The 24,857-nt window shown below is 60.3% G+C and carries 23 protein-coding genes; 9 read left to right on the forward strand and 14 right to left on the reverse strand.

All coding sequences use genetic code 11. From position 1 onward, the window contains the following. Positions 1-19 precede the first annotated feature (19 nt). Positions 20-1,600, reverse strand: a complete 1,581-nt coding sequence (locus FHX03_RS07880; protein WP_183853191.1) for a peptide ABC transporter substrate-binding protein — start codon at positions 1,598-1,600, stop codon at positions 20-22. A gap of 285 nt (positions 1,601-1,885) precedes the next feature. Here FHX03_RS07880 and FHX03_RS07885 point away from each other — a divergent pair, with 285 nt between their 5' ends. Then, positions 1,886-3,532 carry an alpha-glucosidase family protein gene (locus tag FHX03_RS07885; protein ID WP_183853193.1) on the forward strand — a complete coding sequence of 549 codons (1,647 nt, stop codon included), beginning with the start codon at positions 1,886-1,888 and terminating at the stop codon, positions 3,530-3,532. Positions 3,533-3,784: 252 nt separating this feature from the next. On the opposite strand, the gene FHX03_RS07890 is transcribed toward FHX03_RS07885, so the two are convergent. From FHX03_RS07890 to FHX03_RS07900, 3 genes are all read right to left on the reverse strand, one after another. Continuing rightward, positions 3,785-3,985 carry a hypothetical protein gene (locus tag FHX03_RS07890; RefSeq protein ID WP_183853194.1) on the reverse strand — a complete coding sequence of 67 codons (201 nt, stop codon included), beginning with the start codon at positions 3,983-3,985 and terminating at the stop codon, positions 3,785-3,787. 58 nt (positions 3,986-4,043) lie between these two features. Next, positions 4,044-5,741 carry an adenine deaminase gene (gene ade, locus FHX03_RS07895; protein ID WP_183853196.1) on the reverse strand — a complete coding sequence of 566 codons (1,698 nt, stop codon included), beginning with the start codon at positions 5,739-5,741 and terminating at the stop codon, positions 4,044-4,046. 120 nt (positions 5,742-5,861) lie between these two features. Then, entirely contained in the window at positions 5,862-6,965 is a 1,104-nt protein-coding gene (locus FHX03_RS07900) for a branched-chain amino acid ABC transporter substrate-binding protein (protein WP_183853198.1), read from the reverse strand. Between the two features lie 463 nt (positions 6,966-7,428). Here FHX03_RS07900 and FHX03_RS07905 point away from each other — a divergent pair, with 463 nt between their 5' ends. Next, positions 7,429-8,343, forward strand: coding sequence for an HD-GYP domain-containing protein (locus FHX03_RS07905; protein WP_097626614.1), 915 nt, complete (start codon positions 7,429-7,431; stop codon positions 8,341-8,343). A 77-nt stretch (positions 8,344-8,420) separates the two neighbouring features. Here the strand turns inward: FHX03_RS07905 and FHX03_RS07910 are convergent, their stop codons facing one another. From FHX03_RS07910 to FHX03_RS07935, 6 genes are all read right to left on the reverse strand, one after another. Continuing rightward, on the reverse strand, positions 8,421-9,746 hold the full coding sequence (locus FHX03_RS07910) for an aspartate aminotransferase family protein (RefSeq protein WP_097626819.1): 1,326 nt from the start codon (positions 9,744-9,746) through the stop codon (positions 8,421-8,423). A 303-nt stretch (positions 9,747-10,049) separates the two neighbouring features. Continuing rightward, entirely contained in the window at positions 10,050-10,367 is a 318-nt protein-coding gene (locus tag FHX03_RS07915) for an ArsR/SmtB family transcription factor (RefSeq protein WP_183853200.1), read from the reverse strand. Positions 10,368-10,483: 116 nt separating this feature from the next. Continuing rightward, on the reverse strand, positions 10,484-11,233 hold the full coding sequence (locus FHX03_RS07920) for a HugZ family protein (RefSeq protein ID WP_183853201.1): 750 nt from the start codon (positions 11,231-11,233) through the stop codon (positions 10,484-10,486). 31 nt (positions 11,234-11,264) lie between these two features. Continuing rightward, the gene (gene choV, locus FHX03_RS07925; RefSeq protein WP_097626618.1) at positions 11,265-12,317 is read right to left on the reverse strand and encodes a choline ABC transporter ATP-binding protein; all 1,053 of its coding nucleotides are present in this window, start codon (positions 12,315-12,317) and stop codon (positions 11,265-11,267) included. Beyond that, entirely contained in the window at positions 12,314-13,159 is an 846-nt protein-coding gene (gene choW / locus FHX03_RS07930; RefSeq protein ID WP_003592987.1) for a choline ABC transporter permease subunit, read from the reverse strand. Before choW ends, choV begins: the two co-directional genes overlap by 4 nt. A 74-nt stretch (positions 13,160-13,233) precedes the next feature. Then, positions 13,234-14,190: a choline ABC transporter substrate-binding protein gene (locus tag FHX03_RS07935; RefSeq protein WP_097626620.1), complete on the reverse strand. Its 957-nt coding sequence runs from the start codon at positions 14,188-14,190 to the stop codon at positions 13,234-13,236. Positions 14,191-14,425: 235 nt separating this feature from the next. On the opposite strand from FHX03_RS07935, the gene FHX03_RS07940 reads away from it, so the two are divergent. The 3 genes from FHX03_RS07940 to FHX03_RS07950 all read left to right on the forward strand — a co-directional run bounded on the left by FHX03_RS07940 (position 14,426) and on the right by FHX03_RS07950 (position 17,604). Next, complete coding sequence (locus FHX03_RS07940; protein ID WP_183853203.1) at positions 14,426-15,028, forward strand: thymidine kinase; 603 nt, start codon at positions 14,426-14,428, stop codon at positions 15,026-15,028. A 137-nt stretch (positions 15,029-15,165) separates the two neighbouring features. Continuing rightward, positions 15,166-16,239, forward strand: coding sequence for a hypothetical protein (locus FHX03_RS07945; RefSeq protein WP_183853205.1), 1,074 nt, complete (start codon positions 15,166-15,168; stop codon positions 16,237-16,239). A 234-nt stretch (positions 16,240-16,473) separates the two neighbouring features. Then, the gene (locus FHX03_RS07950) at positions 16,474-17,604 is read left to right on the forward strand and encodes a DUF2333 family protein (protein ID WP_183853207.1); all 1,131 of its coding nucleotides are present in this window, start codon (positions 16,474-16,476) and stop codon (positions 17,602-17,604) included. Between the two features lie 11 nt (positions 17,605-17,615). On the opposite strand, the gene FHX03_RS07955 is transcribed toward FHX03_RS07950, so the two are convergent. Then, positions 17,616-18,077, reverse strand: coding sequence for a PAS domain-containing protein (locus tag FHX03_RS07955; RefSeq protein ID WP_183853209.1), 462 nt, complete (start codon positions 18,075-18,077; stop codon positions 17,616-17,618). A gap of 61 nt (positions 18,078-18,138) precedes the next feature. Next, the gene (locus FHX03_RS07960; protein ID WP_097626630.1) at positions 18,139-18,864 is read right to left on the reverse strand and encodes a helix-turn-helix transcriptional regulator; all 726 of its coding nucleotides are present in this window, start codon (positions 18,862-18,864) and stop codon (positions 18,139-18,141) included. Between the two features lie 327 nt (positions 18,865-19,191). On the opposite strand from FHX03_RS07960, the gene FHX03_RS07965 reads away from it, so the two are divergent. Beyond that, positions 19,192-20,874, forward strand: coding sequence for a hypothetical protein (locus tag FHX03_RS07965; protein ID WP_183853211.1), 1,683 nt, complete (start codon positions 19,192-19,194; stop codon positions 20,872-20,874). Positions 20,875-20,968: 94 nt separating this feature from the next. Here FHX03_RS07965 and FHX03_RS07970 read toward each other — a convergent pair whose 3' ends face one another. Further along, positions 20,969-21,499, reverse strand: a complete 531-nt coding sequence (locus tag FHX03_RS07970) for a TIGR00645 family protein (RefSeq protein ID WP_183777584.1) — start codon at positions 21,497-21,499, stop codon at positions 20,969-20,971. Between the two features lie 158 nt (positions 21,500-21,657). On the opposite strand from FHX03_RS07970, the gene FHX03_RS07975 reads away from it, so the two are divergent. Next, the gene (locus FHX03_RS07975; protein WP_097626635.1) at positions 21,658-23,337 is read left to right on the forward strand and encodes a formate--tetrahydrofolate ligase; all 1,680 of its coding nucleotides are present in this window, start codon (positions 21,658-21,660) and stop codon (positions 23,335-23,337) included. A 129-nt stretch (positions 23,338-23,466) separates the two neighbouring features. Beyond that, positions 23,467-23,628, forward strand: a complete 162-nt coding sequence (locus tag FHX03_RS07980) for a hypothetical protein (protein ID WP_183777585.1) — start codon at positions 23,467-23,469, stop codon at positions 23,626-23,628. Here the strand turns inward: FHX03_RS07980 and FHX03_RS07985 are convergent, their stop codons facing one another. Next, entirely contained in the window at positions 23,629-24,606 is a 978-nt protein-coding gene (locus FHX03_RS07985; protein ID WP_183777657.1) for an extensin family protein, read from the reverse strand. A gap of 25 nt (positions 24,607-24,631) precedes the next feature. Between FHX03_RS07985 and FHX03_RS07990 the strand changes: the two genes are divergently transcribed. After that, positions 24,632-24,850: a hypothetical protein gene (locus tag FHX03_RS07990; RefSeq protein WP_183853213.1), complete on the forward strand. Its 219-nt coding sequence runs from the start codon at positions 24,632-24,634 to the stop codon at positions 24,848-24,850. Positions 24,851-24,857: the final 7 nt, after the last annotated feature.

A 24,857-nucleotide genomic window follows, 5' to 3' on the forward strand; every position in this document is an offset into this window, starting at 1 on the left:
CGGCAAGGACCGTTTTCCCTTACTCTTTCATCGACAGCCAGCGGGTGCGGTGGATGTCCTGAATGTTATCGACGAAACCTTCGATCTTCGGTGAGACGACGTTCTTCGAAACATAATAGTAGATCGGAAGGGCGGCGGAATCGTCCAGCGCCAGCTGTTCGGCTTTCTTGAAGATTGCGGCGCGCTTGGCGAGATCGGTCTCGGCGTTGCCGTCCTTGATCATCTTGTCGTAATCAGGATTGGACCAGCGGCCGTAATTCATCTGAACGCCTGTGACCAGGAGGTTCAGGAAGTTGTCTGGGTCGTTGTAGTCGGCCAGCCAGCCGGCGCGGCCGATCTGCACTTCGCCGCGCTGCAACTGGTCATAATGGACTTTAGTCTCGGCGTTGACGAGTTCGACATTAACGCCGAGCGGCTTCCACATCGAGGCGATCGCCACGGCGATGCGCTTGTGGTTGTCGTTGGTGTTGTACTTGAGCTCGGCGGTCAGCGGATGATCCGGACCGAAACCGGCTTCCTTCAGCAGCTTCTTGGCTTCTTCGACCTTGTCCCTATAGGGAAGATCCTTCCAGGAGACGTAGGCCGGTTCGCCGTAATTTGCCGTGCCCGGCGGGACCCAGGAATAGGCCGGCAGTTCGCCGGTGCCGAGAATCTGCGGGCCGATGACTTCGCGGTTAATCGCCATGGAGAGAGCCTGGCGAACGCGCTTGTCGGCGAAGGGCGGCTTGGTCGAATTGATGACATAGTAATAGAGGCCGGAGAAGGGAGCGACATGCGCCTGGCCCGGAAGGTTCTTCTTCATCCACTCGTATTGGTCGGTGGGGAAATCGGTCAGGATATCGAATTCGCCGGCGCGGTAACGTTTCAGTGCGGCTTCCTGATCCTCGAGCACGAAGAACTTGGCGCCGTCAATCTTCAGGTCCTTGGTGCCGTACCACTGGTCGTTCTTGACCGTGGTGACATGCGAGCCCGGAACCCATTCGACCGGCTTGTAAGGTCCGTTGGTGACGATATTGCCGATCTTGACCCAATCCTGGCCCTTCGCCTCGACGACGTGCTTCGGCAGCGGATAGGCGGTGTAGTGCATCAGAGCGTTGAGGAAATAGGGCGTCGGGTTTTCGAGGGTGATTTCCAGCGTCTTGTCGTCGATCGCCTTGACGCCGAGCTGGTTGAGGTCAGTGATCTCACCCTTGTTGATCTTTTCGGCATTCTTGATGGTGAACTGCAGATAGGCATAATCGGCGGCGTTCTTCGGGTCGACGAGGCGCTGGAAGGCGAAGACGAAGTCTCCTGCCGTTACCGGCTGGCCATCGGACCACTTGATGCCGTCGCGAAGCTTGAAGGTGTAGACTTTGCCGTCAGGCGAAATCGTCCAGCTTTCGGCCTGGCCGGGGACCGGATTGTCCTTGGCGTCTTCCGTGACCAAGCCTTCGAAAATGTCGCCGGCGATACGATTCTCCCAGTCGCCGGACAGCTTCTGCGGATCGAGCGATTGCGGGTCGCCGCCATTGTGAATATTCAGCGTGGCCGCATGCGCTGAAAACGCCAGCAATGTGCCAAACATTGCGGAGGCGAGAAATTTTTTCGTGAACTGGTTCATGGTGGGTCCACCTTTCTAGGCTTTGCGCCTTTATTAGACATCTGTTCCCGAGATTTTGACCTCTTACGTGCAGGTCAGTGCGCACCTTATCGCAAAGGAATCGCGTTGCAACCCCAAATCCGGAGGCTGGAAACGGGTTGTGGACAAGCCTATATACGTCTCCCCTTTGTTGGATCGCGACGACACATTGCGACATCTCCAGCACCTCCATGACGGTCTCACATGTTGTCTTTTGTTTCGTCCGCTTTAGTGTGGCGGGCGCTAACGAGGCAGGAGATGTAGCCGATGGCATTGCAGGCAGGCAGGAATGCGGACTGGTGGCGCGGCGCGGTAATCTATCAGGTCTATCCGCGCTCGTTTCAGGACACCAACAGCGACGGGCTCGGCGACCTCAAGGGGATCACCCGCCGGCTGCCGCATATCGCCAGTCTCGGTGTCGACGCGATCTGGCTTTCGCCCTTCTTCAGGTCGCCGATGGCCGACATGGGCTATGATGTTTCCGATTATTGCGACGTCGACCCGATCTTCGGGACGCTCGCCGATTTCGACGAGATGATGGCGGAGGCGCACAGGCTCGGCATCAAGGTCGTCATCGACCAGGTGATCTCGCACACATCGGACCGGCATCCCTGGTTCGTCGAGAGCCGGACGAGCCGGACCAATGCGAAGGCGGACTGGTATGTCTGGGCCGATCCGAAGCCGGATGGCACCGCGCCGAACAATTGGCTGTCGATCTTCGGCGGGCCGGGCTGGGAGTGGGACGGCGTGCGCCGGCAATATTACCAGCACAATTTCCTGACCTCGCAGCCGGACCTCAATTTCCATAGCAGGGAAGTGCAGAATGCGGTGCTGGAGACGGTGAAGTTCTGGCTCGACCGCGGCGTCGACGGCTTCCGGTTGGATACCGTCAACTATTATTTCTGCGACAAGCAGCTCAAAAGCAATCCGCCGCACGAGCCCGATGAGGATGATGCAGGCCTCGATGCGCCCGACAGCAATCCCTATGGCATGCAGAACCATCTCTATGACAAGACGCAGCCGGAAAACGTCGATTTCCTCAAACGCTTCCGAGTGCTGCTCGACCAATATGAGGATCGTACCACCGTCGGCGAGGTTGGCGACGGCGCGCGTTCGCTGAAGACGGTGGCGGCCTATACGAGCGGCGGCGACAAGCTGCACATGTGCTACACCTTCGACCTGCTGGGACCGGATTTTACCGCCGAGCATATTCGCGGCTGCGTCGAAGCTTTCCAAAAATCCGTGACAGACGGCTGGGTCTGCTGGGCTTTCTCAAATCACGACGTCATGCGCCATGTCAGCCGTTTTGCGGTGACGGAGGAAGAGCGACCCGTCATCGCCAAACTGGCAATCTCGGTGCTTTCGGCGCTGCGCGGTTCAATCTGCCTCTATCAAGGCGAGGAGCTCGGCCTGCCGGAGGCGGAGCTTGCCTTCGAAGATCTGCGTGACCCCTACGGCATCCGCTTCTGGCCGGCCTTCAAAGGCCGCGACGGATGCCGCACGCCGATGCCCTGGGAGGCGGGCAAGGCGCATGCGGGCTTTACCTCCGCCGAGAAGAGCTGGCTGCCGGTGCCTTACGAGCAGGCGGCACTTTCCGTGGATACACAGGAGGGGAGCGACAGCTCGGTGCTGCATCACTATCGCAAGACGCTCGCATTCCGGAAGAGCCATCCGGCACTGATCGACGGCGAAATGACCTTCATCGGCACCAATCAGGATCTGCTCGTCTTTATCCGGCAAAAGGACGGCGAAAAACTACTCTTCGTTTTCAACCTGACGCGCAAACCGGCGGAATTCCGTCTGCCTGAAGGCATGGTGTTGGGCGAACCGCTCGAGATGCCCGGGTTCGAGGCGGTGTCGGTTTCGGGGCTGGTGAAGCTTGCGGCGCTGGACGGGTTCTGTGCGCGGCTTTGAGGATCAATCAGCAGTTTGTCGTAATCCCCATGGGAGCGGATCCAAAACCAGATGAGGTCGTCGCTATCGCGGACGGCTAAAGCTCTCCAGGACGCGCCAACGCGTGCCAACCAAAAGCGGCCGACGCGCTTGAAATGCAGGGATGGATGTCTGGGATCTTGTTTGCGCCGATCGAAATTTTCGTCGGCAGCTTCCGGATCTGCTTACGCAAGCCGTCATAGGCCACTCAGAAGGAGGGAGTTGCATGGTGTTTCAGAGCGGCCTTGTTTTTTCGGCGCGAGAATCTGCCAAGGCCTTCTCCGCGAAACGATCGAGCTTGCCGCTCGCGGCGTCCGCTTCCATCCGTCGATCCCAGCGTTCGGCCTTAAGGGCTTCAAACCACGCTGAAAAGGCCTGGAACTCCTGCTTGTCGAGTTCGGTCACGGATTTTTCAATCTGTTCCAGCTTGGTCATGATTTGCTCCAGCGATATCGCAAAATAGGTGCTGGCGCGGAATTTGCTATGGATTCCATCACCCGATCAGCGCGAACTTGTCCACATCGACCATGCCGCGGTCGGATATTTTCAGGTGTGGGATGACCGGCAGCGGCAGGAAGGCGAGCTGGAGGAAGGGTTCTTCCAGCGTGGCGCCGAGCGCGAAGGCGGCCTTGCGCAGATGGTGCAGGGTGTCCCGGACTGTCTCGTAAGGCTCAAGGCTCATCAGGCCGGCGATGGGCAGGGCGATTTCGCCCGTGACCTTGCCGCCCTCCACGACGACGAAGCCGCCCTTGATTTCGGTGAGGCGGTTTACGGCGCGCGCCATGTCGTCCTCGTCGACGCCGACGACGCAGATATTGTGGCTGTCATGGCCGACGGTGGAGGCGATCGCGCCCTTCTTCAGGCCGAAGCCCTGGACAAAGCCGTTGGCGTGATTGCCGTTCTTGCCGTGGCGCTCGATGACGGCGACCTTGATGATGTCGTTGGCAAGATCGACCGCCGTTTCGTTGCCTTTGACGGGCAGCCGGTAACGGCGATGCTCGGTGATGATCTTGCCCGGCATGACGCCGATGACCGATGTCTCGCCCTCCCTGGCCGGCACGCCGAAATGGGCCGCGTTGACCGGTCTGGCCTTGACGCTGTCGAGGCCGATCGGAGCGACCGGCTTGCGCGTGGAAAAGAGCGCGTCGGTGACGCGGCGGCCAGCGGAGAAGACCATGTCGGCACGGCAGTTTTCCAGACTGTCGAGAACCACGAGATCGGCGCGCCAGCCCGGCGCCACCAGGCCGCGGTCTCGGAGGCCGAAGGCACGGGCGGCCGAGATCGAGGCGGCGCGATAGATCGCCAGCGGCTCGACGCCGTTAGCGATCGCCGTGCGGATCATGTGATCGAGATGGCCCTGTTCGGCGATATCGAGCGGATTGCGGTCGTCGGTGCAGAGCGCGAGATAAGGCGATAGCCGCTCGGTGATGATGGGGATCAGTGCAGCGAGATCCTTCGACACGGACCCCTCGCGCACGAGGATATGCATGCCCTTGCGGATCTTTTCCAGCGCCTCGGTGGCGGTCGTACATTCATGCTCGGTGCCGATGCCGGTTGCGAGATAACCGTTGAGGTCGTTGCCGCACAGAAGCGGTGCATGACCGTCGATATGGCCGCCTTGGAAGGCGTCGAGCTTAGCCATGCAGACGGGATCCTTGTGGATCACGCCGGGGAAATTCATGAATTCGGCAAGGCCGATGACCTTCGGGTGATGGCGGAAGGGCAGGAGGCGCTCGATCGGCAGATCGGCGCCAGAGGTTTCAAGATGTGTTGCCGGCACGCAGGAGGAGAGCTGGACGCGGATGTCCATGATCGTCTCGAGCGCGGACTGGAGAAAGAATTCGATGCCGGCGGCGCCGAGCACATTGGCGATTTCGTGCGGATCGCAGATCGCGGTGGTGACGCCATAGGGCAGAACGCAGCGGTCGAATTCGTGCGGCGTGACGAGCGAGGATTCGATGTGCAGATGCGTGTCGATGAAGCCGGGAACGACTGTTTTTCCCGATATGTCGATCTCAGTTTCGCCCTGATAATTGCCTGAGGTGCCGACGATGCGATCGGCTCCCATGGCGATATCGGAGCGGACGAGTTCGCCGGTGACGAGGTCGAAGAAACGGCCGCCCTTCAGCACGATATCGGCCGGCACGCGGCCGACCCCTTGGTCGATGAGGCGTTCGAGTTTGCTGGTCATGGCCTTGCTCACATTGCAACCGATTCCTAAACTTTATAGCCGATCTGCCGCCACAAGCGAGTGCCACAAACGAAACCGGGCGCCACAGGGGGCGCCCGGTCGATGGCGATCAGCGATAGTTTATTCAGCGGCGACGATCTTGCCGCCTTCCCATTTGTAGAGCGAGAAGCTCTGCGAGGTGAGGTCGCCGGTTTCGCCGTAGGTGACCTTGCCGATAGCGGTCTGGATTTCCTTGCCGTCTTTCAGCGCGGCCGCGACGGCTTCGGCATCCTCGGCGCTGCCGGCCTTCTCGATGCCGGCTTTCAGCACTTCGACGGCGGCATAGGCGTTGAGCGTGAAGGCCTCGGCCGGGATGTTCTTGGCAGCGAGCGCATCGGCGGCAGCTTTGGAATCCGGGTTCTTGGTGGCGTCGGAGGCATTGGTGAACAGCGTGCCTGCCGCCGCATCCGTGCCGATCGCCCAGAACTCGGTGTTGGAGAGGCCATCGCCGCCGATGATCGTCGCGTTGGCGGCGAGGTCATGCAGCTGGCGGGCGAGCAGGCCGCCTTCCGGGTGATAGCCGCCGAAATAGACCAGGTCGACCTTTTCCGATTTGACGCGGGTGGTGAGCGCGCTGAAATCCTTGTCACCGGGAGTGATCGCGTCATTGACAACTTCGGTCATCCCACCGGCGTTCAGCGTCGCCTTGAAGGCGTCGGCAAGCCCTTTGCCATACGCGCCCTTGTCGTTGACGATGGCGATCCGCTTGTCCTTGAAATTCTTCAGCACGTATTTGGCGGCGACTTCGGCCTGCTGGTCGTCGCGGCCGCAGGTGCGCAGCACATTGGTGAGGCCGCGCTTGGTGAGGTCGGGGGCGGTCGCGGTCGGGGTGATCATCAGGACGCCATTTTCAGCCAAAACGTCCGAAACGGGGATCGCAACACCCGAGGTCACCGGGCCGACGACGAAGCGAATGCCGTCGCCAACGACCTTGTTGGCGGCGGAAACGCCCTGCTTCGGTTCGCCGGCATCGTCGGCCAGCTCGAGGACGACCTTCTCGCCGAGAATGCCGCCTTTCTTGTTGATCTCGTCGATGGCGGTCTGAGCGCCGTTCTTCACCTGGTCGCCATAGGCGGCGACGGGGCCCGTCAGCGGCGCAATCAGGCCGATGGTGATATCGGCATGGGCAAGCGGCGCGAAGGCAAGCGACGCGACGAGTGTCGCCGTCAATGTCTTGAGGGTCATTGTCTGTCTCCTTGGGTGGGGTCCTTCGACCCGCGATGAGGTGCCGCGCCGGTTTTTCCGATCATTCCACGGCCCTTTGGGCGGTGCCAAGGACGATCGACACGGGCGCGATCAGTGAGCTGCCGGCCATATTTGACTCGGGAAGGCTCATGACGAGATTTCTAGGAATTTTGACGGGATTGCGCAAGTTTATAACAAATGGGAAGCGAAATGCGATCGATGCGGCCGGAAACTCGTTCGAAGGCGGTTACTTTCTCTGCTTTTCGGTGATTTCTCATCGGCAAAGCTGCAAAGGGAAGCGCCTCCGCCTAAGCGAAACCACCTCGTAGGGTTGTCTTTATCTTTCCCATTAACCGTTAGTTTGGCTGATGGCAGTAGTATCCCCCGATACCCGAAATACCGCAGTATTGAAAAAGAGACCCAGACAGATAATTAGATAGACACATCGGGAAACAGAGACTGGATGCTCAAGCGTATCGACGCCAGCCAGGTGCGTATCGGAATGTTTGTGGAGGCCGTCGAGGGCCTGTGGCAGGATCCGCTTTTGTCCAAGCGCAGGTTTTCGCTGCGGCGCGAGGTTGATGCCGCGAAAATTCGCAAATGCGGCACTGCCAGCGTCGTCATCAACACCAGCAAGGGGCTCGATACCAACGGCCTGCCGGGACGTGACATCGAGATCGATATCCAAGCCGCGCGCGAGACCGTCCAGAAATCCGTGCAGGTGCTGGACGAGGCTTTCGCCAGGCTGCGGAATGGCGATGCGATCAGTGTCGCGCATGTGGCGCCGGTGATTTCTTCGGTCTCCAAGTCGATGGAGGAAAACCCCTCGGTTTTCCTGAACGTCACGCGTTTGAAATCGAAAGACGAAGTGACCTTCCTCCATTCCATTTCGGTGAGCGCGCTGATGATCCTGTTCAGCCGCCATCTCGGACTCGACGAGCAGACGGTCCAACTGCTCGGCACCGCGGGGTTGCTGCATGATGTCGGCAAGCTTGAAATTCCGCTTGAGGTGCTCAACAAGGCCGGGCCTCTGGAAAAGGACGAGATCACCCTGATCCGCGGCCATCCGGAGAAGGGACACGCTTTCCTGTCGCGGCAGGAGGGCATGTCGGAGATCGTTCTCGATGTCTGCCTCAATCATCATGAGCGCATCGACGGCAAGGGCTACCCGCATCGGCTGTCCGGCAGAGAGTTGAGCCTCCATGCGCGAATTGCCACGATCTGCGATGTCTATGACGCCATCACCTCGGTGCGGTCATACAAGGCGGCGTGGAACGCGAGCGAGGCACTGAAGTGGATGTTCGGCAATGAAGGGCACTTCGATCGCCGGCTCCTGAAGAAATTCGCCCTCTGCCTTTCCGTCGCCTCCGTGACCTGAGGTTTTTTCTGCGCCGAAACGAAAAGACCCGCGGGGATTTTGTCCGCCGCGGGCCCGAAGCGCTTATGAACGCGTCTTCAGATGTTGTTCTGCAGGATCGTCCGCAGCTTGCCGAAGAGTTCGTCGATATGGTGTTTCTCGATGATCAGCGGCGGGGAGAGCGCGATGATATCGCCGGTGGTGCGGATCAGCAGGCCGCTTTCATAGGCTTTCAGGAAAGCGGTGAAGGCGCGCTTGGTCGGCTCGCCGGCGATCGGATCGAGCTCGATCGCGCCGATCAGGCCGGTGTTCCTGATGTCGATGACGTTGGGGCAGTCCTTGAGTGAATGCAACGCGTCGGCCCAATAGCCGGAAAGCTCGGCGGCACGCGTCAGCAGCCCTTCTTCCTTGTAGGTATCGAGCGTGGCGAGGGCGGCGGCGGAAGCAATCGGATTGCCGGAATAGGTGTAGCCGTGGAAGAACTCGATCATGTGCTCCGGGCCGTTCATGAAGGCATCATGGATCTCGGAGGTGACGAAGACGGCGCCCATCGGAATGACGCCATTGGTCAGGCCCTTGGCGGCGGTGATCATGTCGGGCTTGACGTCGTAATATTGCGCGGCGAAGGGGGCGCCGAGGCGGCCGAAACCGGTGATGACCTCGTCGAAGATCAGCAGGATGCCGTGCTTGGTGCAGATCTCGCGCAGCTTCTGCAGATAGCCCTTCGGCGGAATCAGAACGCCGGTGGAGCCGGCCACCGGCTCGACAATGACGGCCGCGACCGTCGAGGCGTCATGCAGGGCGACGATGCGCTCCAGTTCGGTGGCAATGTCGCCGCCATGCTCGGGTTCGCCGCGGGTGAAGTTGTTCTTGCCGGGCTGATGGGTGTGCGGCATGTGATCGACGCCGGTCAGCAGCGTGCCGAACATTTTGCGGTTGGTGACGATGCCGCCGACGGAGATGCCGCCGAAATTGACGCCATGATAGCCGCGCTCGCGGCCGATCAGGCGGAAGCGTGAACCATTGCCCTTCACGCGGTGATAGGCGAGCGCCACCTTGAGCGCCGTCTCGACGGATTCGGATCCGGAATTGGTGTAGAGAACGTGGTTCAGGCCTTCCGGCGCAATGTCAACCAGCCGGTTCGCCAGCTCGAAGGCCTTGGGGTGGCCGAGCTGAAAGGCGGGGGCGTAATCGAGCTCGCCGGCCTGCTCGCGGATCGCCTCGGTGATCTTCGGGCGGCAGTGGCCGGCATTGACACACCAGAGGCCGGCCGTGCCGTCCAGCACCTGGCGGCCGTCATGGGTCGTATAATACATGTCCTTGGCGCCGACGAACATACGCGGCTCCTTCTTGAATTGGCGATTGGCCGTGAACGGCATCCAGAAGGCGCGAAGATCGTTCGGTGCGTTGAGGCGATTGGACATGCTGTTCTCCTGGCCGCTGACGGCCCGTTCCCGGGGCTTCACGCCCATATTTTGACTGCCCGGTCAAATTATCAGGGCTTCTTGAAGCGTCAACGGTAAAACGCCCGAGAGCCACTCGGGACAGGAAGCCTTGAGTTTGAGCATATCCCGGGACCGGCAGGTGCAGAAAAAAAGGGCACGACCGGCAAATCGCAAGATTTACCGGTCGTGCCATAAGGTTCAGGTGCTGAAATATCGTTGCCGCGCCTCCGGGAACATCCCCTTGCGGCATGGCATCGGCCGACATTCATGTCAGCGCTATCATCAAGCGGCGGATCTATTCCTGTTTGCCACCAGGTAGATGTCTTCGAGCGTTGCCAGGATCTTCATGACCGGCTCGGAGGTGCTGGAATAATAAATGGTCTGTGCGTCACGCCGGGTCTTCACCAGCTTCTGTGCGCGCAGCTTCGACAGGTGCTGGGAGAGTGCCGACTGGCTGAGGCCGACCTGCGTTGCAAGCACGCCGACGGCCACTTCGCCCTTCACCAGGCTGCACAGGATCAGCAATCTCTTGGGATTTGCCATAGCCGACAATAGAGCTGCCGCCACATTGGTGTGATCGGCCAAATCTGTGGTTTCCATATTGTTATCTTCCTAATGCGAAACGTACATCATGCTTGTTGGCACTGGCCGTCAGTCGGATTTTGACCGACGCCCAAAAACTAGCAATTGGGGTCGAAGATTGTATATACCTAAATTTAAGGTATCGAGTATGCTATTTTAGACATGTTTGAACAAATGTGATCGGCATCCCGAGCGAGGGTTTCGAATTCATACCGCAGCAGAAAATCGCCGGAAATCATATCGAAACCTGAGGGATCGATACCACAAATGCGCCAGGAAGCCGATTCCGGCGCTTTCAGCCTGGCAGCAAGGGCCTCGGCCACATCGGGGTGCCGTTCTACTAAATCTCGCACTGTTTCTGCCGCGCCGGCGGCAATCTCCTCATTGGCAGCCGACTGGATGATGAGGTCGTTCCCATTGAGCTGGTAGGCGCGGCCGAAGCCGCCATTGAGGCTGGCCTGCTCCGGCTTGAGGCGGAAGAAGAGGAAATCGGGAAAGTCGATATAAAGCTTTGCCTTGGCGTGGCGAGCGAGAAAACGCGTGCGCAGACGCTCGTGGAAGGCGTTGTCGCGCTCGACGGGTTCCGCCAGGCATTGGGTCGTCAGGCGAGGGTGGGCAAGCGGATCGCCCTTGCCGGCCTCGCCGGTCAGGAGCGAGGCGCGCGCGTCATGGCCGAGCGCTTTGGTATGGGCCGAGAGTTTCGAAACGAGAATGACGGGGGTGCCGTCAATATCGGTCGCGACGAGCACGCGGCTGGCGAAGGGAAAGCCGGTCTCGGGGTCGAGAACGGCAATCGCCGCGTGCCGCGCGGAGCGCAGAAGCACGCGGGCGAGTTTGCGGGCATCGTCGTCGGTTTCGCGTATGGGCGAGGGCTGATCTTTCATATCCGCTTTGTGGCAAAGCGGATTGAAAACATCAAGCGTCCTGCTTGCGGCGATGGCGGGTAAGGCCGGCGACGATATCCTGGGCCGAGATGGTACCGACGATCGTGCCGTTCTCGACGATGCCGATGCTGCCCGGCTGGCGGGCAAGGGCATCGAGGATATCGACGAGCGGGGTCTCGGCGCGGGCCGTGGCGCTGACACTCATGCCGGCGGCTGTCTGACCGAGTCCGGACTGCATCACGTCGGCCGCCGTCAGCATGCTGATCGGATTGAGATGCTGCACGAAATCGGCGACATACTGGTCGGCGGGGTTCTTGACGATGTCGTGCGGCGTTCCGCACTGGATGATGCGGCCGCCCTCCATGATGGCGATGCGGTTGCCGATGCGGAAGGCCTCGTCGAGATCATGGCTGACGAACAGGATGGTCTTCTTCAGCCGCCGCTGGAACTCCAGAAGTTCGTCCTGCAGGCGGGTGCGGATCAACGGATCGAGCGCCGAGAACGGTTCGTCCATCAGCAGGATCGGGGCGCCGGTGGCAAAGGCACGGGCCAGTCCAACGCGCTGCTGCATGCCGCCCGAGAGCTCGTTGACCTTGCGGTCGGCCCATTTCGCCAGGTTGACAAGTTCGAGCTGCTCGCCGACGCGCTGTTTGCGTTCGGCCTCCGGCATGCCGGCGAGTTCGAGGCCGAAGCCGACATTCTCGGCGACCGTGCGCCAGGGCAGAAGAGCGAATTGCTGGAACACCATGGAGACGGTGTGGGTGCGCAGCTCCCGCAGGGCCTTGGCATTGCATTTGTAGGGATTGACGGAGCCGGTGGCCGTGGAGACCGCGACATCGCCGCGCACCACCGGGGCGAGCCCGTTGACGGCGCGCAGCAGCGTCGACTTGCCCGAGCCGGAAAGGCCCATCAGCACCAGAATCTCGCCTTCCTCGATCGTCAGCGAGGCATTGGCGACGCCGAGCACGAGGCCGGTAGCAGCGCCGATTTCGTCACGTGTCTTGCCCTGATCGGCCATGGCAAGCGCTGTTTCCGGCCGGTCGCCGAAGATGATGCTGACATCCTTGAAGTTTACCGCGGTCATGCTCCGTCTCCTTCACCTGCCGCGCGGAACATGCGGTCGAGAATAATGGCCAGGATGACAATGCAGAGACCGGCTTCGAAGCCTTTCGCAACATTGACGGTGTTCAGCGCCCGCACGACAGGCACGCCGAGACCATCGGCGCCGACGAGGGCGGCGATGACCACCATCGACAAGGACAGCATGATGGTTTGGGTGAGGCCCGCCATGATCTGCGGCGCGGCGAAGGGAAGTTCTACCTTGCGCAGCACCTGCATCGGCCGCGCGCCGAAGGCGACGGCGGCTTCCACAAGCGAAGGCGGCGTCGAGATGATGCCGAGGCGCGTCAGCCGGATAGGGGCGGGGATTGCGAAGATGACGGTGGCGATTAGCCCCGGCACCATGCCGAGGCCGAACAGGATGAGCGCCGGAATGAGATAGACGAATGTCGGAATGGTCTGCATGAGATCGAGCGCTGGGCGCATGGCGGCATATATCCAGGCGCGGCGGGCGGCTGCAATCCCGAGCGGAATGCCGATCACCATGCTGACGAAAGTGGAGGCCAGCACAAGAGCGAGCGTCTCCGTCGTTTCCTTCCAGTAGCCCTGGTTCATGATCAGCAACAGACCAAGACAGGTGAAGAGGGTCACCGCAATCGATCGGCGCAGCCAGAAGGCGATGGCGGCGATGACGGCGATGACGATCAGCGGGTGAGGCTTCTGCAACACGAAAAGCAGCCCGTCGATAACGTGCGACAGCACGGAGGCGAGTTGGTCGAAGAACCATGCGCCGTTCGAGGTGAGCCAGTCCACAAAGGATTTTGCCCAGGGGCCGATGGGAATCTTAAAGTCGGTGATCCAATTCAAGAGCGCGCGCCTATCCAGAAAAAATCAACAATGGACAAAATGTAACGGGGCGGCTCGCCGCCCCGTTCATAACATCAAAGGCCGAGACCGGTCTTGGCGGCCGCCAGCGCGTCGCCCTTGCCGTCGCGGGTCTTGACCCCTGCGAGCCAGGGCTCGAGCGCAGAAGGGTTCGCCTTCAGCCATTCGGAAGCGGCAGCTTCCGGCTCCTTGCCGTCATCGAGGATCTTGCCCATGATCTGGTTCTCCATGTCGAGGGAGAACTTCAGGTTCTTCAGCATCGTGCCGACATTCGGGCATTCATCGAGATAACCGGCGCGGACATTGGTATAGACCTTGGCACCGCCGAAGTCGGGACCGAAGACGTCGTCACCGCCGGTGAGGTAGGTCAGCTTGAAGTTGGTGTTCATCGGATGGGGCTCCCATCCGAGGAAGACGACGGGCTTGCCTGCTTTCTCTGCACGGGCGACCTGAGCGAGCATGCCCTGTTCCGAGGATTCGACGACTTCCATCTCCTTCATGCCGAAGGTGTTCTTTTCGATCAGGTCCATGACCAGACGGTTGCCGTCATTGCCGGGCTCGATGCCATAGATCTTGCCGTCGAGATCGTCCTTGTGGGCGGCGATGTCCTTGAAGTCCTTGATGCCGAGTTCGGCGCCCTTGGCGTTGGTGGCGAGTGTGTACTTGGCGCCGACGAGGTTGGGGCCGAAGGATTCGACTGACTTGTCATCGAGATAAGGGCGGACGTCCTTTTCCTGCGTCGGCATCCAGTTGCCGAGGAAGATGTCGATGTCCTTGTTCTTCAGCGAGGTGTAGGTGACCGGCACCGAGAGAACCTTGACGTCGGTCTGATAGCCGATGCTCTTCAGGACGACGGCTGCGGTGGCGGTGGTGGCGGTAATATCCGTCCAGCCGACATCCGAGAAGTGGACCGTGGAGCAGCTGTCAGGATCGGCGGCGAAGGCGGCGGTCGCAACGGAGAGGGCGGCGACGGCAGTTGCAGTAACCAGTTTGAACGTGCTTGTTGTTTTCATTTTAGACTCCCAGTCTTTAAGTTCCCAAGCCAACCACCAATAGCCGAGTTTGACAAGCGACCTCAGTGCGTTTGCGTCGTATCGACCCATGCGATTGCGACGTCGGCGGATTTTTCGCGGCACCTGGTTTTCAGGCGGCTCGGCGATTTTCGGGCTGGGATTCCTGTGATTATCGCCGCCAGGGGGCTTTTCTTTGCCATTATGAGCTTCAATAAACCGATCAAGGAGAGATCGGATGGCAAAACTCTATTTCAACTACTCGACGATGAACGCCGGCAAGTCGACGATGCTGCTGCAGGCCTCCTATAATTACCAGGAGCGCGGCATGCGCACGGTGCAGCTGATCGCCGCCTTCGACGAGCGCACCGGCCGGGGCGTCATCGGCTCGCGGATCGGGCTGGAGGCAAGCGCCATCCCCTTCGAGGCGCATGAGGACCTGTTCCGGCTGATCGCGACGCTGAGCGGAGAGGGGGCGCCGATTGCCTGTGTTTTCGTCGACGAGGCGCATTTCATGACGCCCGTCCATGTCTGGCAGCTTGCCCGCGTCGTCGACAGGCTCGGCATTCCTGTGATGGTCTATGGGCTCCGAACCGATTTCCAGGGCAAATTGTTTCCGGCCTCGCAGGAACTATTGGCGATCGCCGACGAAATGCGTGAGGTGCGGACGATCTGCCATTGCGGGCGCAAGGCGACGATGGTGGTGCGGCTCGACGCGGAGGGGAAAGTGCTGCACGAAGGCGCGCAGATCGATGTCGGCGGCAATGAGAAATATGTCTCGCTCTGCCGCAGGCATTGGGATGAAGCGATGAACGGGGCCTGGATTGCCGAGCCGGTCTGAAGACGCGGCTGCCGCCTGTTTCTTTGGTGCCGCAAGCGACCTGCTTTCCATTTTACGCAATTCCGGGCGGAAAACCGCTTCACACTTTTCGGCATCATGCTCTAGCTTGGGCGATATGAGATTCCCTGGAGACGCCTGTGCGCAAACCTCCGACATTCCAAAGCCAATACGAAGCTGCCGGCAGCCTTGCCGAGAGGGTTGCGGTCGACGGAGCCTATTGTGTGGGCGCGATCAGCGCGTATAGCGGCGATGAAGCACGGTCGGCCGACGAGGTTTTCCTCGAGCAGAACGCTCGGTTCCAGGCGCATATCGCCGATGCTGAAGCACTCGACGCGCTGCAGGCCGAGCTGGTCTTTTCCCTCGACCGGCTGACGGCCGAGGTTTCCGCCGATCTCGACAGCTTTCGGGGGCTGACGCTGCGCGAGAAGATGGCCGGCTGGACGTCGCGCCAGCGGATGTGGCGCATGTACACCGAACGCGTGCGCGAGGCTCCGGTCATCGAACGACTGCTCGAGCTTCTGACGAAATCGGATGCGCTCGCTAGGCTGATCGCCGGCCAGCGCGCTGCGATCATAGGGCGGCATAGGGTCGCCGAACGCGGTCTCGTCGACATCGTCGAGCAACGGCGCCGGCTGGTCGATTCCATCGATATCGCCCGTCTCAAGATGAAGGAGCTCAACGCCAAGGCGCTGACGACGCAGGGCCGTATCGGCGTCTACGGCAACAGGGCGCATTGGGAGCAGATGGAGGCGGAGCGGCGGGCGCTGAAGGCGGAGGCCGAGCAGATTTCCGCCGGAGAGCACGAGATGCGCGACGACAGCCAGCGGCGCGAGCGGTTCATCGGTCTGTTCCAGAGCTTTGTGGATTCGCTGAACGGCCGGATCGCCGCCTGCAACGTGCTGCTGCGCAAATTGATGATCGACGTCGAGGAGCTGTTGATCATCTACCAGGCGCAGGTCGATACCGACAGGCCGGGCATGAAGATGCGGATCAAGCCGGAACTCTTTCCCGATATCGCCGCGCCGATCGGGCTGTTCGAGAAGGGCATGCTGGTCGCCCAGGATCTGGAGCGGCGCAAGAGCCGCGCCGATCTGGAATTCGCCGGCAGGTTTCCCGCCTATGCCGAACCGCTGCCGGAGACATCGGGAGCGCCTCTGATCGACACGGCACGCAGGTCCTTCCGTTTCAGCCTGCCTTTCCTGCGTTCCTGACCCGCGAGGCCGTTCGCGCCGCTGTCGCGATGCATTCATCCGAAAAATCGAGGGCTCGTGTTGTGCTCGGCCCGTCGAGCGCATATGTGGGGATGGCAATGTCCCGCTGCAGAATTCCTTAAATCGGAATCGATTTAAGGAATTCTGCAGTAATTGAAAGTGTTACAGCGTCCTTAGCGCGTCTGAAAAGACGCGCGGCGCTGTGGCGTTTGCCTCGCCTGACAGGAGACGACGATGCTTGATCGGATAGCCGGTTTTTTCAGGCTGATCGGCCAGACGATCGGTCGCCGGGCCCGCCTGTTTTCCGCCTGGGCCTTCTGGCCCTTTCTTGCCGCGCATGGCTGGTATCAGCGCCGGAGCTGGATGATCCGGCTGCCGGTCATCGCGCTCGTGGCGCTCTTCGTCGTGCTCTACGGCTATTTCTTCTGGCAGACGCAGGTCTGGTCGAATTTCAACACCGCCTTCGTCGACCAATACCGGCTTTCCGAGCGCAAGGTTGCCGCAGGACAGGACGTGCCGGTCGCGGAGGGAAGCAACAGCTCAGCCGCCAAGACCTGCCAGCGTTCCGCCATCGTTGACGTCACGGCCGACCTGACCGACTTCAACGTCAATCAGAACGCATGGATCTCCTCGATGCTGCTCTATAAAATGGGCTTTTTCGGCATCGACTGGGATCACACGCCTTTCCTTGATAATAAGGCGTCGTTCCAGCGCGGCATCAATCAGGCGGTCCGCCGGACGTCGGCGGAGCTTGTCGATACGCTGGGGCGGGTGCGCGGCACGTCGGGCATCAACAACGATCTGCAGAGCGCCCGCGGTAACTTGCAGTTCGACGAATACAGCTGGTATTTCGGGCTCAATCCCTTCGGGCCGAAGACGCCGACGCCCTCTTACTACCGCTCGGCGATCGGCAGCCTGCGCAAGTTCAACACCGATCTTTCCGCCTGCAGCGTCATTTTCGACGGCCGCGCCGACAACCTCATGCAGTTCATCGACCGCATCGCCAACGATCTCGGCGGTACGTCCGACATGCTCGCCGAACGTTCGGAAAATCACAACCGCGGTTGGTTCGATACGCGCGCCGACGACCGGTTCTGGTTTGCCTATGGCCAGCTCTACGCCTACTACGCCATCCTTGCCGCCGCGCAGGCGGATTTCTCGCAGGTGGTGCAGGAGCGCAATCTCGGAGCGGTGTGGGGCAGCACGATGCGGCAGTTCCAGGCAGCGCTGCGCATTCAGCCGGCGATCATCTCGAACGGGCGCGAAGACGGCTGGATCATGCCGAGCCATCTCGCCACCATGGGTTTCTATATTCTGAGGGTGCGCTCGAACCTCGTCGAGATCCGCTCGGTGCTCGACCGCTAAATTTTCGGGGGTCAGCGCGGTCTCGTATCGTCCTCGAAGCCGACGACGCGCAGCCTCTCGACGAACTCATAGGTGACGCCGACGATGCCGCCGCCGCTTTGACCGTCCCGGAAGCGGCCGACGCTGCGCACCAGCTTGTGGCCGCCAAGCCGATTGCAGACGCGGTATACGAAATGGAACCCGACGCCGTGAAGGCTCGCTTCTTCGAAGGTCTGGGCGATCAGGCTGCGGTCGTCCTCATGGATGCGCGACATCAGCTCGGCCAGATTGACGGGGCCGTCGCTGTAGGGGAGGTCGAAAATCGCGTGCACGTCCTCGCTTGCAAAGAAATGTCCCGCCTCGATGTCGATGCGCCAGAAGCCGAAAAGGCGATAGGCAGCAAGCATCTGGACGATTTCCGCATCAGTGATGCCGATGTGGGCGCGGGATTGCTCAGTCTTGTCGCTGACGGGCTGTTCGAAGCGAAGAGACACGTTTCCCCCAGATCACGGGTCCCCAGATCACGGGACGACATCCAGACTCTCTTCCGATACCTCAGTTGATCAGCTTCAATCGAATTGCCTTAGCGACCAACTGGGTGCGGTTGACGCAATCGAGTTTTTTGATCGCGTTGGTCATGTAGGCGTTCACCGTATGATCCGAGAGCGCCAGGATCTGGCCGATTTCGATCGAGGTCTTGCCCTGGGCAGTCCAGCGCACAACTTCCAGTTCTCTGGTCGACAGCGCGTTATGCGCGCATTCCTCATTCCGCTTGACTGCATTATATGCATCGAGCGCATGCAGAATGATCATTGCCAGCTCGTTGACCTCGCTCTGGCCGAGTGCGGCGCGCTCGCCACAGAACCAGAAGACCAGGCGCTGGCCATTGGCAGCAATGGTCGGCATGGCAACGCCCGCCGGTATGGCATGGCGCAGCATCAGTGCGCGCAGTTCGGCGGGGAAGGCTTGACCATTGGCGGCGTCGTTCAGATGCCATGCCGGGGGGACGGCGGATTCCCTCAGCCGTAAGCCGAAAGGACAACCGCGCATCATGTGGGCGCGGTCGAACTCCTTGATATAGGCGGCCGGAAGCGAGCTCTCGATCAGCAGGGGTTTCAGTAGGAGGTCTTCCGGGGAGGGCGCGTGCATCAGGGTCGCATGCGACAGTCCGAAGGCGGCGGAGACCCTGCCGAGCGCTTGCGCAAACAGGCTGCGCGTCCGTGCAGTGGCAAGCTCTGCCGAAAGCGATGATTGTCTTTCAGAGGTAGTCATATAAGACATCTGTACGCCCCCGGCTGACCCAATGTTAACGCTATCAAACACAGAAAGCCGGCGGGATGCTAGTCCCAATTGACTTAGCGCAAGCTGATTTACTCGAATTGTGTAAAATTATTGAGGGGCGATCGCGCTTTAGTTGAGTTTTGACTTGCAGATATACCGTTACGGTATCTTCGATCTCCTTCACGCCGCATAGCCATGGGTCTTGCGCAGTGATGCACTGAGAGAATCACTTGGGGGAGGCGGCGGCAACAGGTGCTGAAATCCGGCTTGCTGGCGATCAAGGCAATTGCTAAGCATCTTGCCATGTATAATTGAGGCAATTTAATCGTGCGCTCTGCGATTTCTTTTTTCGTGCAGTCCCTGCTTTCCCCGATACTACTTGTTTTAATATTTTTGACTCTGCCGATCGGAGCTGCAACCTCGCAGGCTGCCGGAGAGAAGAAGCAGGCAGGGCAGCCGCCAATGCGCTTCATCCTCGTGCACCATCCCCTCTGCACGGAAGACTGCCCGGGATGGGTGTCGGCAGAGGGTCGCATAACTTCTGATACACCGGCCCAACTCCGAAAAATGCTGAAGAAGGTCGGCGGCCGGAAACTGCCGATCGTGTTCCGGTCCGAGGGCGGTGATGTCGAGGCCGCTTATGCGATGGGCCGGATGATCCGCAAAGCCGGTCTTGAGACGGCGGTCGGTGGCGCACGGCTGAAGGATTGCCCGGCCGACGATCTGCGTTGCGATGCCGCTATCACAAAGGATGGGACCGCGCTTGGCTACGCCTATTCGGAAGGTGCATATTGTTTTTCCGCCTGTCCGCTTGTATTGGCCGGCGGTACGTCGCGTGTCGCGTCGCAATGGGCTTTGATCGGCGTTCACCAGATCACGACAGTTTATAACAAGGTGCGTGTCTCCTACCGCATCGAATACAAGATCGTGAACGGCAAGAAGAAGGAAATCTCCCGCAAGGAGGTTGGACGCAAATCAGCAGGGCAGAGCAGTTCCACCAAGCTCGGCAAGAAGGCCGGTGCTGCGTTGACAGCCTATTTGAAGGAAATGGGCGTCAGCCAGGATGTGATCGGCCTGATGATGAGCGCCACGCCTGAGAATATCAACATCGTACTGCCCGCGGAGGCACTTCGGACGGGTCTCATCACCGATATGCTCTCCTACAATGAGTGGCCCGGCATGCCGCTCTGCGCGAGGGATGCAGCGGCCGAGGCAGTCTGTCACGGCCACCCGGTCGCCCAAGCGCCCGTGGTGGCTGCGACGCCTGTATCCAAGGCGCCGGCGCAGGATGTGGCCGCGGTCACAAGCGAGACTCCACCGGAAAACCGGCCGATGGATTTTCTGCTGATGTACAACGGCAATTGCCAGGACGAGTGCACCCAATGGATTTCTGCCGAAGGAGAGATTACGCCGGAGACACCGGCTCGGCTGCAGGCGATCTTGAAAACGCTTGGTGAACGAAAGCTGCCGGTCGTCCTGCAATCCTATGGCGGAGACATGGACGCGGCTTTTGCGATGGGGCGTGCAATCCGGGCTGCTGGTCTAGAGACTTCGATTGGCAGAACGCGGTTGCCCCACTGCCCGACGCTGGACCCGCGTTGCAAGGCGAGCATGGTCAAAAGCGGACCGACTGGAGGCGAGGTCTCTGCCGGCGGTGCATACTGCCTTTCGAGCTGTACTCTTGTCCTGATGAGCGGAATGCCGCGGCTTGTCGGATATTCCGATATCGGCCTCGTCCGGCCCACGACAGCTGAATATACGAAATTCTTCGCCTATTTCGAAGAGATGGGCGTCGGTCCCCAGACATATGAGACGATGATGTTCGCGACGTCGATCGAGCGAGACAAGATACTGCGTTCGCAGGCATTCGATCTCGGCATCATCAATGGTATCATTCCTTACGGTGAAGAGCCCGGCCTGCATTTCTGTGGGCCAGACGCGAAGGAAAGTCTCCGATGCCTCGGAAATCAGAAGGCCGGGATCGTTCCTGCCACAGCGTTGGCAAATTGATATCGGACTGCGGAAGAACATTTCCTGATGGCCCATCGCTGTTGCCCGTGGGCGACTGCTTGTTGCCGGTCTGAAATTGTTTTTCTTCCGCCGGCTACTCCTTATCCTTCAAATCATTCTTCGACGTCACGCTCATCAGCTTCTCCAGGAAGCCGAGCATGACGGCGGAGGCGACGAAGGCGAGGTGCATGAGCGTCAGCCACATGATCTTGCCGTCGGCGTATTTGTCGGCGTTGAGGAAGACCTGCAGCAGGTGGATGGAGGAGATGGCGACGATCGAGGAGGCGACCTTGATCTTCAGGCTGCCTGAATCAAGCTTGCCGAGAAAGGAGACTTCGTTGTCGGCTTCGCTCGCTTCATCGAAGCGGCTGACGAAATTTTCATAGCCCGAAATCATCACCATGACGATCAGGCTCGCGACGAGAGCCGCATCGATCAGGCTGAGCATGGCAAGGATCATCTCCGCCTCGTCGAGGGCGAAGACGCCGGAAGCGATCTTCAGCAGCTTGTAGCCGAAGGAAACGGCATAGACGGCGAGTGCCCCAACCAGGCCGATATAGAAGGCGACGAGTATCCAGCGGCTCGACAGGATGATGCGCTCGATGATCAGTTCCAGTGCCTTCATGTCTTCACCCTATAAAACCGCGATCGTTGACCGCCACATAAACATCCGGCGTGGCCGCCGCAAGGCGCAGTGCTATTCACACCTCGCCGATATTTCGCTATCCCGATGAGAGGGAAAACGCCTCCGCGCCCCGCGGTAGGCCGGGACGGGGAACATCCATGCCATCAATCAAATCCGATATCGAAATCGCGCGCGCTGCGGCCAAGAAGCCGATCTTCGAAATCGGCGCGAAGCTCGGCATTCCGGTCGGGCAGCTCGTCCCCTACGGTCACGACAAGGCAAAGGTCAGCGCCGAATTCATCGCCGGGCAAGCGGACAAGAAGGACGGCAAGCTGATCCTCGTCACCGCGATCAATCCGACGCCGGCGGGCGAGGGCAAGACGACGACGACCGTGGGTCTCGGCGACGGGCTGAACCGGATCGGCAAGAAGGCCATCGTCTGCATCCGCGAGGCTTCGCTCGGCCCCTGCTTTGGTGTCAAGGGCGGCGCGGCCGGCGGCGGTTATGCCCAGGTCGTGCCGATGGAAGACATCAACCTGCATTTTACCGGCGATTTCCACGCGATCACCTCGGCGCACAATCTGCTGGCGGCGATGGTCGATAATCACATCTACTGGGGCAACGAGGAAAATATCGACATCCGCCGCATCACCTGGCGGCGGGTGATGGATATGAACGACCGAGCGCTCAGGAGCATGGTCTCCTCGCTCGGCGGTGTCGCCAACGGCTTCCCGCGCCAGGGCGGGTTCGACATCACCGTCGCCTCCGAGGTGATGGCCATCCTCTGCCTCGCCACCGACCTCAAGGATCTGGAACGGCGTCTCGGCGACATCATCATCGGCTACCGCTTCGACAGGACGCCGGTGCATGCGCGCGATCTCAAGGCAGATGGCGCCATGGCGGTGCTGCTGAAGGATGCGATGCAGCCGAACCTCGTGCAGACGCTGGAGAACAATCCGGCCTTCGTGCATGGCGGGCCGTTTGCCAACATAGCCCATGGCTGCAATTCGGTGACGGCGACGAAGACGGCGCTGAAGCTCGGCGACTATGTGGTGACGGAAGCGGGCTTCGGGGCCGATCTCGGCGCCGAGAAATTTTTCGACATCAAATGCCGTAAGGCCGGGTTGAAGCCGGATGCGGCGGTCATCGTCGCAACCGTGAGGGCGCTGAAGATGAATGGCGGGGTGAAGAAGGAGGAGCTCGGCACCGAGGATGTCGCGGCGCTGAAAAAGGGCTGCGCCAATCTTGGCCGCCACGTCGCCAATGTCCGCCGGTTCGGTGTGCCGGTGGTCGTGGCGATCAACCATTTCATCTCCGATACCGACGCCGAAATCGCGGCAGTGAAGGAATTTGTTTCGAGGCTCGGCGCCGAGGCGATCCTTTGCCGCCACTGGGCGCTGGGTTCGGCCGGCATCGAGGAACTGGCGCACAAGGTGGTGGAGCTCGCCGAATCCGGCCAGGCGAAATTCCAGCCGCTCTATGGCGACGATGTTTCGCTGTTCGAGAAAATCGAGATCGTCGCGTCGAAGATCTACCATGCCGGCGAGGTGACGGCCGACAAGGCGGTGCGCGACCAGTTGCAGATATGGGAGGAGCAGGGTTACGGCAAGCTGCCGGTCTGCATGGCCAAGACGCAATATTCCTTCTCCACCGATCCGAGCCTGCGCGGCGCGCCGGAAGGCCACATCGTTACCGTGCGCGAGGTGCGGCTTTCAGCGGGAGCTGGCTTCGTCGTCGCCATTACCGGCGAGATCATGACCATGCCCGGGCTGCCGAAGTCACCGTCGGCGGAACGGATTTTCCTGAATGAGCAGGGTTATATCGAGGGGTTGTTCTGATCCAGGGATGGCTTTCCAGCGCTCGAGCAGACACCGCTCGCGACGCTTTTCAAAGTCTGGGTCGATGAACAGCCAGATGAAAAGGCTTTGCAGCGCGCCGAGGAACAGCATTCCTATAGCAGGAAGCCAATGCAATCGACCCGTAAAAATGAAGCCGACGGCGACGATCAGGAGAACCGAAATGATACTCGCTATGATTTTCATTGGCCGCTGACCCCATTCCCCAAGTCGCAGCTTCCATTTGGTTATTTTCGCTGCACGATTCAAGCGAGGATCGCGGCCATTGAATGATCAGTGGCAGTAGCGATAGCCGCCTTTTCTTTCGATCACGTCGAGGTGGAAATGGGTTTCGTGGGCGGCGTCGCTTTCGGGATCGAGGACGGTGGTGAAATAGAGGCAGCCGGCGGCGCTGACGGTGCGTTGGAAGGCGCCGGTCAGCGTCGCGTCCTCGCGGCGGGAGCGGACGGCGACGTCTTCGCCTTTCTCGAAATGGAAGCTGGCAATGTCGATGGCATTGCCACGGGCATGTTCGGAGATCTTGCCGGTGCCGGCGCTGTTGCGCAGGCGGCACATATAGGAGGTTGCCTGGTTGACTGTCGTGAGGCGGCCCTGCTCCGGCAGAGCGGCAGAGGCTGCCGGAATAACATTCTCTTTCATCCAGCGGGCAAGGGCGAGTGCGGCCGGGCAGCGGACCGTCGCCTCCGGCTTCAGCGTGATGCCGGGCAGGGCTTCGGAAACGATGATCGGCTTGTCGATACCGCAGCCGTTGCCGTCGTCGATGCGTGGGACATCCTTGAAGACGACGCCCAAGGCCTTAAGCGCAGCGGTGCATTCGGCGTGCTCGGCATCGCTTTCCGGTTCGATCGTCAGATGCTGCTCTTCGAGCGTCTGCTCGGCGGGCGGCTTGTTGTCTTCCTCCGGCGTTTGCGGGCCTTGGCCCGGCGGGAGCGGCGGGCCCTGCATTGGTTCCGCCGGTTCGGGTTTTGCCGATTCGGGTTTTTTCGGTTCGGTGGACGGCGCCGCCGGCTGGTCTGGTGCAGGGGTCTCCGGTTCCTTCACATCAGGTTTTGGCTGAGGTGCCGGCACATCATTCGGTGCCGGCGGTTCAGCCTTATCAGGGAGTGGAGAAGGGCTGGTCGAACCGGCAGCATCCGGTCGAGGCTGGGGTAGGGGACCGTGCGGGGGCAGGCGGGCACCGGCAAGAAAGGTGGCTGCGGCGAGAAGGATCGCCAGTATCGAAAGTTTTCTCAACGCATCCGTTTCCGTCATGTCGATTGCGTAGGGGTAACGCATTATGGCGATTTTCGTTGCAATTGCGCAACGTCAGGAAACATCGTTAAAACTTGATCAATTTATTCAACATATTTTGCCGGTTTATGTTGACAGAACTTGTCATGTTTTTTATGCGGCAAAAAGAGGGCGGAATTCTGCATCGCCTTCATCCGCAAAAGCCCAGCCAGCCCCTCGAGCGTTCGACGCGCCACGACCAGCCAGCCCGGTAATCATCATTTAGAGGGTAG

The sequence above is a fragment of the Rhizobium sp. BK456 genome, from assembly GCF_014194045.1.
In the GTDB taxonomy this organism is placed as follows: domain Bacteria; phylum Pseudomonadota; class Alphaproteobacteria; order Rhizobiales; family Rhizobiaceae; genus Rhizobium; species Rhizobium redzepovicii.